Origin of the sequence: Peribacillus sp. NPDC094092, from assembly GCF_050279365.1 — a bacterium.
GTDB lineage: Bacteria > Bacillota > Bacilli > Bacillales > DSM-1321 > Peribacillus.
The window spans coordinates 1-13,154 of record NZ_JBNNUC010000016.1 but is presented as its reverse complement, the minus strand read 5'-3'; the positions used below and the strand labels follow the sequence as shown (position 1 = coordinate 13,154).

The 13,154-nt window shown below is 41.1% G+C and carries 13 protein-coding genes, 1 tRNA gene, 1 rRNA gene, 1 other RNA gene and 1 other annotated feature; of the genes, 4 read left to right on the top strand and 12 right to left on the bottom strand.

The genetic code is table 11. The annotated features are described in order from the left end of the window. The 8 genes from ACQKNS_RS27230 to tadA all read right to left on the bottom strand — a co-directional run. A 16S ribosomal RNA gene (locus tag ACQKNS_RS27230) occupies positions 1-86 on the bottom strand; the annotation flags it as partial. A gap of 344 nt (positions 87-430) precedes the next feature. Further along, complete coding sequence (locus ACQKNS_RS27225) at positions 431-700, bottom strand: pro-sigmaK processing inhibitor BofA family protein (RefSeq protein WP_427646316.1); 270 nt, start codon at positions 698-700, stop codon at positions 431-433. 105 nt (positions 701-805) lie between these two features. Continuing rightward, entirely contained in the window at positions 806-1,024 is a 219-nt protein-coding gene (locus ACQKNS_RS27220; RefSeq protein WP_260288908.1) for a YaaL family protein, read from the bottom strand. A 20-nt stretch (positions 1,025-1,044) separates the two neighbouring features. Further along, a complete protein-coding gene (gene recR, locus ACQKNS_RS27215) occupies positions 1,045-1,641 on the bottom strand; it encodes a recombination mediator RecR (protein ID WP_402844327.1) in 597 nt (198 codons plus the stop codon). Positions 1,642-1,701: 60 nt separating this feature from the next. Next, the gene (locus ACQKNS_RS27210; RefSeq protein WP_427646318.1) at positions 1,702-2,019 is read right to left on the bottom strand and encodes a YbaB/EbfC family nucleoid-associated protein; all 318 of its coding nucleotides are present in this window, start codon (positions 2,017-2,019) and stop codon (positions 1,702-1,704) included. Between the two features lie 21 nt (positions 2,020-2,040). Further along, positions 2,041-3,729 (bottom strand): DNA polymerase III subunit gamma/tau, encoded by a 1,689-nt coding sequence (gene dnaX / locus ACQKNS_RS27205; protein ID WP_427646314.1) that lies wholly within the window; start codon positions 3,727-3,729, stop codon positions 2,041-2,043. A 183-nt stretch (positions 3,730-3,912) separates the two neighbouring features. Beyond that, positions 3,913-4,177, bottom strand: an RNA gene (gene ffs, locus ACQKNS_RS27200) — signal recognition particle sRNA large type. Between the two features lie 145 nt (positions 4,178-4,322). Then, on the bottom strand, positions 4,323-4,829 hold the full coding sequence (tadA, locus tag ACQKNS_RS27195) for a tRNA adenosine(34) deaminase TadA (protein ID WP_427646312.1): 507 nt from the start codon (positions 4,827-4,829) through the stop codon (positions 4,323-4,325). Between the two features lie 140 nt (positions 4,830-4,969). Between tadA and ACQKNS_RS27190 the strand changes: the two genes are divergently transcribed. The 3 genes from ACQKNS_RS27190 (at position 4,970) to ACQKNS_RS27180 (ending at position 7,002) form a co-directional block, all read left to right on the top strand. After that, positions 4,970-5,515, top strand: coding sequence for an isochorismatase family cysteine hydrolase (locus tag ACQKNS_RS27190; RefSeq protein WP_427646310.1), 546 nt, complete (start codon positions 4,970-4,972; stop codon positions 5,513-5,515). Positions 5,516-5,693: 178 nt separating this feature from the next. Next, a complete protein-coding gene (locus ACQKNS_RS27185) occupies positions 5,694-6,353 on the top strand; it encodes a deoxynucleoside kinase (protein ID WP_427646308.1) in 660 nt (219 codons plus the stop codon). Further along, positions 6,331-7,002 (top strand): deoxynucleoside kinase, encoded by a 672-nt coding sequence (locus ACQKNS_RS27180; protein ID WP_076373259.1) that lies wholly within the window; start codon positions 6,331-6,333, stop codon positions 7,000-7,002. The genes ACQKNS_RS27185 and ACQKNS_RS27180 overlap by 23 nt, the downstream gene beginning before the upstream one ends. A 120-nt stretch (positions 7,003-7,122) precedes the next feature. Here the strand turns inward: ACQKNS_RS27180 and ACQKNS_RS27175 are convergent. The 4 genes from ACQKNS_RS27175 to guaB all read right to left on the bottom strand — a co-directional run bounded on the left by ACQKNS_RS27175 (position 7,123) and on the right by guaB (position 11,938). Beyond that, a tRNA-Ser gene (locus tag ACQKNS_RS27175) sits at positions 7,123-7,215 on the bottom strand. Between the two features lie 131 nt (positions 7,216-7,346). Beyond that, a complete protein-coding gene (serS, locus tag ACQKNS_RS27170) occupies positions 7,347-8,624 on the bottom strand; it encodes a serine--tRNA ligase (RefSeq protein WP_283899964.1) in 1,278 nt (425 codons plus the stop codon). 63 nt (positions 8,625-8,687) lie between these two features. Continuing rightward, positions 8,688-8,912: a binding site (T-box leader), on the bottom strand. 69 nt (positions 8,913-8,981) lie between these two features. Then, positions 8,982-10,301, bottom strand: a complete 1,320-nt coding sequence (locus ACQKNS_RS27165; protein ID WP_427646307.1) for a D-alanyl-D-alanine carboxypeptidase family protein — start codon at positions 10,299-10,301, stop codon at positions 8,982-8,984. Between the two features lie 173 nt (positions 10,302-10,474). Next, a complete protein-coding gene (gene guaB / locus ACQKNS_RS27160; protein WP_427646305.1) occupies positions 10,475-11,938 on the bottom strand; it encodes an inosine 5'-monophosphate dehydrogenase in 1,464 nt (487 codons plus the stop codon). 111 nt (positions 11,939-12,049) lie between these two features. Between guaB and ACQKNS_RS27155 the strand changes: the two genes are divergently transcribed. After that, positions 12,050-13,015: a YaaC family protein gene (locus tag ACQKNS_RS27155; RefSeq protein WP_427646303.1), complete on the top strand. Its 966-nt coding sequence runs from the start codon at positions 12,050-12,052 to the stop codon at positions 13,013-13,015. Positions 13,016-13,154: the final 139 nt, after the last annotated feature.

Sequence of the window (13,154 nt, the reverse complement as noted above, 5' to 3'; positions counted from 1 at the left end):
AGCAAGCTCCCATCGATTCGCTCGACTTGCATGTATTAGGCACGCCGCCAGCGTTCGTCCTGAGCCAGGATCAAACTCTCCGAAGAAATGTTTGAATTGCTCATTCGCTTTTTTTGATAGTGTGTGCTCACTTAAAATTTAACGTTGGCGCTTTGTTTTGTTCAGTTTTCAAAGAGCGATTTATTGTCGTTACTTCGTAAGCGACTTTATTATCTTATCACTCACTCAACCTAATGTCAACAATTATTTCAAATTGTTTTTCGATTGAGCAATTGTTGATGTCGTTATTGGCGACTCCTAATATATTATCAGGTTAAAGAGTTACCGTCAATGGTTTAATTGGTTTTTTTTTAAAAAAACTATAACATGATAAAAACCCCAAGGAGATTTCCATGGGGTTTTCATAAGAATGACTTCGACGTAATATCCTTTAAATGATCCAATAACCAATGGCCGCCAAAGCGGCAACTCCCGGTATTCCAAGCAGGCCAGCGACTGCCGAGGTAACAGGGTTGATGGGTACATGAATGCCCGCTTGATTCCCAAGTGTATTCAAAAAGAACAAAAATGCTGCACCGATAATGACCTTTATAATCCCCTGCCCTATAAACCGGACAGGTTTTAATGGCGCCCCGATAATGAGGAGCATTAAAATCAGGCCGCCAATTACGGCAACAAAGACAACTGGTTCCAAACTCATTCCTCCCCGCAAGCTTGTACTAAACATATATGAAGAAATCGATGGATTAAGAACCGAAAAAAAATGGCCATGAGGAACACGCAATCCTTCACAGCCATTTCCTTATCATCTTTTCAAGCGGACATTCCTTCTTTTAACTTCCCGGAACAAGTAGAAATATTTCACTTCAGCCAGTCTCGCTTGGGCAATTACTTCCTCAGATGGATCAACGCTTTTTTCAAGTAATGATTTTTGATTATGCCAATTCCATTTCAAATGTTCAAGCTCTTCGATTAATGAATCATTGAATTCATTCCGAAGTTTCTTTTTTTTACGAAAGAACAAGTGAAGTCCTCCCAGCTACCTTATATTTCTCTTCTTCCTTCTATTGCTTTTGATAGCGTCACTTCATCCGCATACTCCAAATCTCCGCCAACAGGAAGTCCGTGGGCAATTCGGGTCACTTTGATGCCTGATGGTCTAAGCAACCGCGAAATATACATCGCTGTCGCTTCACCTTCAATGTTAGGATTAGTGGCCAAAATTACCTCCAGCACTGTTTCATCTTGCAGGCGCTTTAATAAATCAGGAATATTGATATCTTCCGGACCGATTCCGTCCATCGGGGAAATACTGCCATGCAGTACATGGTATAACCCATCGAACTCTCTCATCTTTTCCATAGCTATTACATCTTTCGGGTCCTGAACCACACAAATCAAACTTCTGTCCCTCTTTTGATCTTCGCAGATATAACAGGGGTCTTGATCTGTAATATGACCACAGACTGAGCAATACATAAGATTCCGCTTAGCATTAACAAGCGCTTTTGCAAAATCCAAAACAGTATCTTCCTTCATGCTTAGTACATGAAAGGCTAATCGGGCAGCCGTTTTAGGACCAATCCCCGGCAATTTCATAAAACTGTCAATGAGCTTGGAAATTGGTTCTGGATAATGCATCGAATTCCTCCTAAAAATTTCAAAAGAAACCCCCTGAAAGGAAGTTTCTTTTGAACTTGCTTAAAACATACCCGGAAGGTTCATTCCCTTAGTGAATTGTCCCATCGTTTGGTTTGTCAGTTCTTCCGCCTTTTTCAAAGCATCGTTAGTTGCAGCCAACACTAAATCCTGAAGCATATCGATATCATCCGGATCGACAACTTCCGGTTTGATGACTACATCGACTATTTCTTTATGTCCAGTCACGGTGACCGTCACCATTCCGCCGCCAGCAGTTCCTTCAACCTTTTTTTCACCTAATTCTTCCTGTGCCTCTGCCATCTTCTTTTGCATCTTTTGCATTTGTTTCATCATGTTCTGCATATTACCGCCGCGCATACCCATTCTTCTTACCTCCAATTATTCTTTAATTTCAAGTAAATCATCGCCAACTAATTTTCTAGCTTCTGCTATAAAGGGGTCTTCTTCTTTTGATTCCGTTTCTTCTGGACCGTCGAACTGCTGTGTCGATATGAAATCCTCCCGCAACCTTTGCCACTGGCTCTCCGGAACTCCAGCTATCTCCATTCGGCGTCCGGTCAATTGCTGCATGATCGAGGCTATCACTTCCACGAAACGGTTATTTTCCATCGCCATTTGACAATGAATATCATATTTGAATTTTACCACAAAAGCTTCAGTAGACGCAGCAACAGGTTCTGCCTCCGTTAATAAAGCTGCCAATGACTTTTGGTTTTGCTGACCTAACTGTTCAAGCACTTCCCCCCACTTACTTTTCACAGCGTTAAGATCTGGCTTCGTAGCTTGTTTCAAAACTTGATTGATCTTTCCTGCAGGCGCTTTATACGCCTTTTTAACGGCCCTTTGCGCCTTAGCCTGCTCTGCAGGTTTTTCCGTCATGGCTGCCGGGATGCCGTTTTTCTGCATTTCAAATAATTTCTTCTCTAAATCTTCTATTTTTTGCAGCAGCTGTTGAAGCTGCCCGTTATCACTTTGGTTTGGCCTTTGCTCATTACATAACTTCACAAGTGCCACTTCAAGGAAAATCCTTGGATGATTTGTCCATTTCATATCCTGCTGTGTTTGATTGAAACTTTCAATAATGGAGTAAATCGACTCAGAAGAGATGACTTCTGCCAACTCCTTAAATTGGGGATCTATCAAAACACGCTCGAAGGATTCCGCCAGTGCAGGTGCCGTTTGATACAAAAGCATGTCACGGAAATAATAAATCATGTCTTCTATGAACCTAGCCGGGTCTTTTCCCATTGCCAGCAATTCTTCAAGGACTTCAAGTGCAACCGCTACTTCTTTATCATATATCGCTTTTGCCAGCCGGCTTAAAAATGCCTGTGACACAGAACCGGTGACAGTCAATGCATCTTCCACGGAAACCGTCTCCGAACTGAAGGATATCGCTTGATCAAGAAGGCTTAGTGCATCCCGCATCCCGCCTTCGGCTGCCCTCGCAATGATATGCAGGGCTTGTTCATCACATGAAATACCCGTTTCTGCAATGATCTGTGACATCCTTCCAACTATATCTTGAGGCTGGATCCTTTTAAAATCAAACCTTTGGCAACGGGAAATGATCGTTAGCGGAATCTTATGAGGTTCAGTCGTCGCCAATATAAAAATCACATGCTTCGGAGGTTCTTCCAATGTCTTTAAAAGCGCATTGAACGCCCCTTGTGAAAGCATATGTACCTCATCGATGATATAAACTTTATATGTAACCGCGTTAGGAGCATATTTGACCTTATCACGAATGTCACGGATTTCCTCGACACCATTATTGGATGCTGCATCAATTTCTATAACATCTGATATGGAGCCATCGGTGATTCCGCGGCAGGTAGCACATTCGTTACAGGGCTCACTTGTCGGGGCATGCTCACAATTCACTGCTTTTGCCAGAATTTTGGCAGCACTTGTTTTCCCTGTTCCACGTGGACCGGAAAATAAATAGGCATGTGAAACCTTTTGCCCGACCAAGGCATTCTGCAACGTTTTCGTTACATGTTCCTGCCCGACTACATCAATGAATTGCTGTGGCCGCCATACCCGGTATAATGCTTGATACCCCACGGAAGTCCCTCCTTCTTTTCTCCATCTTGTTTATTATACATTACTGATTTCCTTAATTTCAAAGTCTAAAAAGAAATTTCATCATTGCCTCATTTTTTTCAAAAATACCAGGCACTTTACCTTCTTGGCATAAAAAAAAACCCACCCGATACGAATGAGTTTTTTGTTTATGTAAAATAACTGCCGTGCACCTTCTGTCGATTAGCAACCATAAGCGTTACTTAAGCAGTTAGCTCGACCCAGGCAACCCTGCGGCACATGAGAACTTCCACTTAATGCTGCTTCCTTCCGGACCTGACATGGTTCATGGAGTCCCATTGCGCAGGACCCGGGCGTCAACACCACTTACTTAAGGCAGGCCCTACAGAATGCTAACCTCGAGAAGGGATTCAACCTCGCTAGAGCGGATTGCGAGTACAGGGCACCGCTACCTCCCCGTCTAGCACGGCAAAAGTAATACCAATTTCACAGCGTCACGATGACGCATAATTCATTATACTAAGGTAACAAAAAAAACGCAAGTGTTGTTCATGAACAGTTTGATTCCAAATTTATCAAACGAAGCAAACCTTTTTTCAGCATTCGTTTTTCCCCTATTTATTTTCTTCGGCAATCTTGAGTGCTTGCTCTCTTTTCAACGATTTCTTTCTATCCCTAAGCTCTTTAAAAAAAGAAGTCAATATCCAGCCGCACTCTTCGCCTAATACACCGCTTGTTACATCACATTGATGGTTAAAGCGTTCATCTTGAAGTAAATCCATGAATGTCCCCGCACAGCCAGCCTTTGGATCATGCGCTCCAAAAACAACCCTTTTTACCCTTGATTGCAAGATGGCACCAGCACACATGGGGCAAGGTTCCAGCGTTACATATAATGTGGCCTCTTCAAGGCGCCAGCTGCCAAGTTCCTTGCAAGCCTCATTGATCGCAAGCAGCTCCGCATGTGCGGTTGCATTCTGTTCCGTTTCCCTCAAGTTATGCCCTGTCGAAATAACCTGATCATCTATCACGATTAAAGCGCCAATCGGCACTTCATTCAACATCTGCGCCTTTTTTGCTTCCTTTAAGGCTAAATTCATGTAATAAACATCATCCTTCATTAAAAAACCCCCTCATATTAAGTAGGAGTAAACAGACAAATATAAGACAAAAATAAAGGTCATACTACTTATTCTAATGAATAGTAACGCATGCGGCATACGCGCTGCAAGTAAATTCTCACAATACAGGAGGATATACCATGAATCGACCTGAATCACCTTCTTTTGCATTGCTCATCATTGATATGATCAATGATTTTGACTTCAAATACGGAAATATGCTCCTTGAACATACGGAACTTATCGTCGACCCGATATTAAAATTAAAAAAGCAAATGAAAGAAAAAGGTTTTCCAATCATTTATGTCAATGACCATTATGATTTATGGCAGGCTGACTTCGATAAAATTATTGATAAATGTAAAAATGAAGGAAATGCCTCATTAATCGAAAGAATAAAACCTCAACAGGACGAATTCTTTCTCATCAAACCAAAACATTCCGCATTTTATGGGACGGCTCTCAATACACTACTGAAACGACTAAACGTGGAAACCCTGATCATTACGGGCATAGCTGGCAACATCTGCGTGCTATTCACAGCCAATGATGCCTATATGCGGGAATATAAATTATGGATTCCGAAGGATTGCATCGCTTCTGCATCAAAGGAAGATAATCATTACGCACTAAAGATGATGAGCCATGTTCTGAAGGCATCCATAAAAGATAGTGGAGACTTTTAAGCCAATCGAAAAGGCAATAACCTACATATAACCCCCTATGAACAATCTTTCATTCTCTTTCTTTATCAACCTGACAAAAATGTCACTAAAGTCCCAAGTCTGTGATACAATATCTCTTGGCGAAAAACCTAATAACCGGGAATTTCAGCTTGATACCTCATGAAGGAGGACTGAATGGATGAAATCCACCCCATTTATCACCGTCGAAGGTCCAATCGGCGTGGGAAAAACATCACTTGCAAAAGTTATCGCAGATCATTTTCAAATTTCATTATTGAAGGAAATTGTAGATGAAAATCCATTTCTCGGGAAATTCTATAAAGATATTGATGAATGGAGCTTTCAAACAGAAATGTTTTTTCTGTGTAACCGGTATAAACAATTGGAAGATATCGAAAAAAAGTATCTTACTAATAACCAAGCCGTGGTGGCTGATTACCATATATTCAAGAACTTGATATTTGCTGAACGAACGTTAAAGAACGGACAATACAGAAAATACCTTGAAATATTCAATATTCTAACGCAGGATATGCCTAAACCTAATATGGTGATTTATTTAAATGCAAGTCTTGATACTCTTATCTCCCGAATCGGCAAAAGAGGTCGTGAATTCGAAAAAAATATATCCTCCATTTATTTAGAGCAGTTATCCGCGGATTATCGAACATTCATGGAAGCATTTGAGAAACAGCACCCTGACATACCTGTTCTAACATTCAACGGGGATGAGCTGGATTTTGTCGGGAACAAGGGTGATTTGAAAAAGATAATCAGCCAAATAGAGAATGCCCTGCACAAAGGAGTAAAGCCAAATGAACTTACGAAAGAAGTATAATATTCCAAACAACGCTGTCATTACGATAGCAGGGACGGTTGGCGTAGGAAAATCGACCATGACCAATGCTTTAGCCGATGCCCTTCAATTCAGGACATCCTTTGAAAAGGTTGATACGAACCCCTATCTGGATAAGTTTTACGATGATTTTAATCGTTGGAGTTTCCACCTGCAAATCTATTTCCTCGCTGAACGTTTTAAAGAGCAAAAAAAAATCTTTGAATATGGCGGCGGTTTTATCCAAGACCGTTCCATTTATGAAGACACCGGGATATTTGCAAAAATGCATTATGAAAAAGGCACGATGAATGATGTGGACTACGAAACTTATACAAGCCTATTCAACGCCATGGTAATGACGCCTTACTTCCCGCACCCTGATTTACTTATATATCTCGAAGGTTCGCTGGATGATATCCTCGACCGGATCCAAGAGCGTGGCCGTCCGATGGAACAGCATACCCCAATTGAATATTGGCAGGAAATGCACGGACGTTATGAAGAATGGATTGATCAATTCAACGCCTGCCCTGTCCTTCGGTTAAATATAAACGAATATGACCTTATGCAGGACGAAGCAAGCATCGAGCCTCTTATAAAACGGATTGCCGAATATATGGAGCAAACCAAGTTATTGCGAAATGTGTAAAACAAAAAACCACCGGTTATCCGGTGGTTTTTTAATATATTAGAAAACAAAAATTCCGCTACATATCTGTAACGGAATTTATCGATACCCAATTTATGCGCTGTGGTTATTAATAAGTTATGGAGGAGGTAGAGGGATTCGAACCCCCGCGGGATTTGACTCCCCTGTCGGTTTTCAAGACCGATCCCTTCAGCCGGACTTGGGTATACCTCCGTATCAACATTTATTATATTACATGGAATTAAAATTAAAGTCAAGCCCTCTATAAAGTTTTTTTAAAATAATTTCAAACTTTGATAAAAAGGGGAATCAGCCACTTTAATCAGAAGCTGATTCCTTTTAACTTACGGTTTAATGACTTCCACACCGCGCATATATGGACGCAATACTTCAGGAATGATAACACTGCCATCTTCCTGCTGATAATTCTCCAATAGGGCAGCGACTGTCCGGCCGATTGCCAGACCTGATCCATTTAGAGTATGGACGTGTTCCGGTTTGCCTTTTGCATCACGTCTGAAGCGGATATTGGCCCGTCTAGCCTGGAATGCTTCAAAGTTACTGCAAGAAGAAATTTCTCGGTACGTTCCATAACTCGGGATCCAGACCTCGATATCATACTTTTTCGCAGCAGTGAATCCAAGATCTCCCGTACACATGCTCAGGACTCGGTATGGAAGGCCTAGCAATTGAAGGACCTTTTCGGCATGGCCTGTGAGATTTTCCAATTCTGCATAAGAATCTTCCGGCTTCACGAACTTCACTAGTTCAACTTTATTGAACTGGTGCTGACGAATTAATCCGCGGGTATCACGACCAGCAGATCCTGCCTCTGAACGGAATGAAGCACTGTATGCCGCATAGCTTATCGGCAGATCATCCGTACTCATGATTTCATCACGATGGAAGTTTGTCACGGGGACTTCAGCTGTAGGAATCAAGAAATAATCATCACTTTCGATACGGAAAGCATCCTCTTCGAATTTTGGCAATTGACCTGTGCCGGTCATGCTTGCACGGTTCACCATATATGGCGGCAGCATCTCTTCATACCCGTGTTCTTCAACATGAAGGTCCAGCATAAAGCTAATTAAAGCACGCTCTAATCGAGCACCAAGGCCCCTATAAAATACAAATCGGCTTCCGGTCACTTTTGCTGCCCGTTCAAAATCCAGGATACCTAGATCTCCAGCTACATCCCAGTGTGGTTTCGGTTCAAACTTGAATTCCGGTAACTCTCCCCATTTACGGATTTCGACATTATCGTCTTCCGTCTCACCAACAGGCACACTTTCATGCGGAATATTCGGAATGGAAAGAAGTAATGTTTCTAACTGTGCTTCCACTTCACGAAGTTCATCATCGAACCCTTTGATACGATCACCAACTTCACGCATTTGGGCAATTAACTGATCTGCATCCTTTTTTTCCCGTTTCAATACAGCCACTTGCTGTGAAACTTCATTTCTTTGGCTTTTCAACTTTTCCGTATCAGCAATCAAAGTCCGACGCTTTACATCCAGTTCCTCGAATTTACCTAAATCGGTCAAATCTTCTCCTCTAAATTGCAATACACGCTTCACTTCTTCAAAATTATTTCTTACATATTTCAAATCCAACATTTTCAGTTCCTCCTTAATAATTTGATGATTTATCAAAGAACGCAAAAAACTCCCGTCCCCTGAAGAAGGGACGAGAGTTAACCCGCGTTGCCACCCTAGTTGAAGGCCTATGAAAAAGGCCTACCACTTATCTCGATAACGGCTTTTAACCGAAAGTATTTACTGGCCCAAAAGGTTTTCCATACTCTGCTCCAGGAGGGATTCACAAAACTCTCACACCGATTTCCACCAGCCATCGGCTCTCTATAGAAAGAAGTACTCGTTACTATTTCCTGTCATCGCTTTCTAATATAATCAGATTGTTTTCCATAATGTACTATAATTTTATACATTACGCAACCGTTTTATACGCGAAACTTAAAACCAGCCTTTTACAGTAGAAGCTACACTGCTCCATACATCACCAAAGAATCCGCCAACCGCTCGCATTGATAATACGAACCAGTTTGCCTTTTCAACAGATTCAGCAGCTACGACGTTAACCTTGACCGGGTCGCCGTTAATGTATCCGTAATCTTCTCCTTTTTTAGGAGTGACTGTGATATAACCTAGCTTTTCACCTTTTTTGATTGGTGCAGTAAGCTTGCCATCATCATTCAATTTGTTTTTATCGATCACTAAATCTGTTTTATAGTTATCTTTCTCACCATTTTCAACAAGTAGCTCGATTGCCTTTTCAGATTGAATCTTAACGTTTTTTTCCTTGCCTTTTACTACTGAAAGCGTTTCTTTCCCTTTCACCTGATAATTGGCTGGAAGGACTTTTTCCTTTTTAAAGGTTGCATAAGCATAGTTCATAAGCTTAGTGCTATCTGCAAAACGTTCGTTTTTATTAGTGGACTTCATAACCACCGTGATATAGCGCTGACCGTCCCGGATAACCGTCCCTGTATGTCCATAACCGGCAAAGTCGGTAGAGCCCGTTTTCAGTCCATCTACGCCTTTATATTCAAATATCAGACCTGGCAACATCCAGTTGAAGTTCGGATATTCTTTTCCATCGCGGAACTTCAATTTAGGAATGCTGGCGATTTCCAGCACTTCCGGATAATCGTTTATTAAACGATAAGCAAGAAGGGCAGTATCTTTTGCTGTCATGATATTTTCACTATCTTCATTACCGGAAGGATATTGCCCTAATAAATCGGAGTTATTCAAACCGCTGGCATTAACGAATTTATGGTGTTTCAAGCCTAATTCCTTTGCTTTTTCGTTCATTAACTTAACGAAGCTCTTTTCACTTCCGGAAACCAACTGTGCTAAAGCTACTGTTGCCGCATTTCCGGAATAGACGGCCATAGCTTGATATAGTTCCTTAACTGTATAATCTTCACCTTCTGTTAACCCAACATTCGATAAATTAGGTGCTTTTGAAAGGTCATGTACGTATTTATTTATTTTAACTTTTTGATCCCAACTGATTTTCCCATTTTCAATTGACTCCATAATGATGTACTCGGTCATCATTTTAGACATGGATGCAATCCCTAACACTTTATCGGCATTTTTTTCATACACGATTTGTCCTGTTTCACCATCAATGATGATGGCTGCTTCTGCTTTTAAACCTAAATTATCAGATTCAGCAACAGCTTCCCCCGGTTGATAGGCAAATTGCGACATAACAAGAACTAAAACAAAAGTGAAAATGAGGGTCATCTTGCTGATTTTTTTCAATTTCCAATACCTCCAACTTTTAAGCTAATCTCTATAACAAAGAAGAAACTTTATGTAATACCCTTGACACCTTGTCTAGTTTATCACAGAAAAAATAAAAAAAATAGACAGAGTAATCGCAGACTCTGTCTATTTTAACAATAAATTTTAATGACGATTATATGTTAAATTCATTACATTGAGTAGTTCGGTGCTTCTTTGGTAATTTGGACATCATGTGGATGGCTTTCCCTTAACCCGGCACCGGTCATTTTGACAAATTGGGAGTTTTCTCTCAATTCTTCCAATGTAGCTGTACCGCAATATCCCATACCTGAACGAATGCCGCCAATCAGTTGGAAAATGGTATCTGAAAGAGGTCCTTTGTATGGAAGGCGCCCTTCGATGCCTTCCGGTACGAATTTCTTGTTATCTTCTTGGAAGTAACGATCTTTAGATCCCTTTTCCATTGCAGCAACAGAACCCATCCCCCGATACACTTTGAAACGGCGACCTTGGAAAATTTCCGTTTCTCCTGGGCTTTCAGTTACACCTGCAAGCATACTGCCAAGCATTACTGCATGTCCGCCTGCCGCCAAGGCTTTAACGATATCACCAGAGTATTTAATTCCGCCATCAGCGATGATCGTTTTACCATGTTTTCTTGCTTCTGTCGCACAATCGTAGACTGCCGTGATTTGTGGAACGCCTACACCAGCTACAACCCTTGTCGTACAGATTGACCCTGGTCCGATTCCCACTTTGACTACATCAGCACCCGCTTCAATCAATGCTTTCGTCCCTTCTGCAGTTGCCACATTACCGGCAATGATCGTCAATTCAGGATATGTCCCGCGGATTTCCTTCACCATTTCAAGGACGCCTTCTGAATGACCGTGTGCAGTATCGAGTACAATTGCATCTACATGGGACTTAACTAGCATTTCCACACGCTTCATTGTATCTTTAGTCACTCCGACTGCAGCACCTGCAAGTAATCTTCCTTGCTTATCTTTCGCCGAATTCGGGAACTCAATGACTTTCTCGATATCCTTGATCGTAATAAGCCCTTTAAGGACTCCATTATCGTCTACAAGGGGAAGCTTTTCAATTTTGTACTTTTGAAGAATCTTCTCTGCTTGTTCCAAGTTAGTTCCCACTGGCGCTGTGACCAGATTCTCTACAGTCATGACACTGGAAATCTTCAAGGAAAAATCGGAAATAAATCGCAAATCACGGTTTGTGATGATACCCACAAGTTTTTGGTCCTCTATATTGTTGACTACAGGAACACCCGAAATGCGATATTTACCCATTAAATGCTCAGCATCAAATACCTGGTGATCCGGCGTTAAGAAAAATGGATCGGTAATAACACCGCTTTCTGAACGTTTTACTTTATCCACCAGTTCAGCTTGTGCTTCAATAGACATATTTTTATGAATGATACCTAATCCGCCTTGACGAGCCATGGCAATTGCCATCTCAGCTTCTGTCACGGTATCCATTCCTGCACTGATGATAGGAAGGTTGAGCTTTAAGTTTTCAGCTAAGCTGACTTGAAGGTTAACATCTTTCGGCAAAACCTCTGATTTCGCTGGAATTAATAGGACATCATCAAAGGTTAAACCTTCTTTTGCAAATTTATTTTCCCACATAATTTTCCCCTCCTGCTTAAAAATATTATTTGTAGGTTATCAATAGGACATACTACTGTCAAGAAGAGAAATAAATGTTTGATTATTCTATTAATTCGGAGGATAGCTGCAATGCCTGAAAACAATGATAATTTCGATAAATATACACCTTTTTTTTCCGCATCTTCCTCACAACTTTTTTTACAAAAATGTTACACGCATGAAAAAATAGCAGAAGCTGAAATAAAAAGTTACGATAATTGTTATCCATTTATTTACCATCTCGAACATGCAAAAACTTATTATAATCAAGCTGCCATTGCACCACTTTCCATACAACCAATCCTTACATTTTATGGATTTGCCCAATTGTTAAAGGCATGTCTGCTCACGATCGATCCCAACTATCCGGAATCAACTTCGATGCTTGCCCATGGGGTTACTACGAGAAAAAAGAAAAAACAACAATATGAATTTTTAAAGGACGAAGTTAAAACGCAAAAGAACGGGCTTTTCACCTGCATTGCCGAGAAGTTATTTCATATCAAGCATCTGGAGGGTGAAAAATTTTCCATGGGAACGCTGATAAAGGAAATCCCGGATATGCAAAACTTTACATGGTCCATTTCCAAGAAAAATTTCGTCGCCATGCTACCCTCTTCGAATGGTTTTCAATTACCCCCAGCGACATTGGATAGATATCAAATGTCCAGCAGTCGAATGGAAGAATTTTTGAAGGCTAAAACGAATCAAGTTTACAGTATATCAGAAGCGCCTGGGACATTGCATTTAAAAGCTGATGGCATTCCGATTCATAATGCCTCTTCCCCAATCCGGTATAATTTGGCAGAAGGACAGTTCATGCTATCACTCAATAAAGATTCGTCAGCTTTTTCATTACCCGAACTTTTGATCCATTATTTGATTTCCTATAACCTCAGCATAATAGCTCGTTATGAAACAGAATGGTGGGCAGAACTGATGAAAACCATGCCCAATGATGATTACCCTTGCATTGTGCAATTCCTTAAAATAAGCCAAGCTAAGGTGCCATTTTTAATATTTGAGTGGATTAAGTCCGAGAGATTCCAATTTTGATCCTTCCAGCATCCAATTGGTCAATTGATCTGCCCCGAACGACGAAAAAAGACCAGCCGGATGGCTGATCTTTTTAAATGGCTTGGCGGCGTCCTACTCTCACAGGGGGAAACCCCCAACTACCATCGGCGCTGAAGAG

Bases quoted from the DNA above. Each gene is read 5' to 3' on its own strand.
- ACQKNS_RS27180 (WP_076373259.1), top strand. From the start codon at position 6,331: ATGAACTTACGAAAGAAGTATAATATTCCAAACAACGCTGTCATTACG.
- ACQKNS_RS27210 (WP_427646318.1), bottom strand. From the start codon at position 2,019: ATGCGCGGCGGTAATATGCAGAACATGATGAAACAAATGCAAAAGATG.
- ACQKNS_RS27155 (WP_427646303.1), top strand. From the start codon at position 12,050: ATGCCTGAAAACAATGATAATTTCGATAAATATACACCTTTTTTTTCC.
- ACQKNS_RS27190 (WP_427646310.1), top strand. From the start codon at position 4,970: ATGAATCGACCTGAATCACCTTCTTTTGCATTGCTCATCATTGATATG.
- serS (WP_283899964.1), bottom strand. From the start codon at position 8,624: ATGTTGGATTTGAAATATGTAAGAAATAATTTTGAAGAAGTGAAGCGT.
- ACQKNS_RS27225 (WP_427646316.1), bottom strand. From the start codon at position 700: ATGAGTTTGGAACCAGTTGTCTTTGTTGCCGTAATTGGCGGCCTGATT.
- guaB (WP_427646305.1), bottom strand. From the start codon at position 11,938: ATGTGGGAAAATAAATTTGCAAAAGAAGGTTTAACCTTTGATGATGTC.
- ACQKNS_RS27185 (WP_427646308.1), top strand. From the start codon at position 5,694: ATGAAATCCACCCCATTTATCACCGTCGAAGGTCCAATCGGCGTGGGA.
- recR (WP_402844327.1), bottom strand. From the start codon at position 1,641: ATGCATTATCCAGAACCAATTTCCAAGCTCATTGACAGTTTTATGAAA.
- tadA (WP_427646312.1), bottom strand. From the start codon at position 4,829: ATGAAGGATGATGTTTATTACATGAATTTAGCCTTAAAGGAAGCAAAA.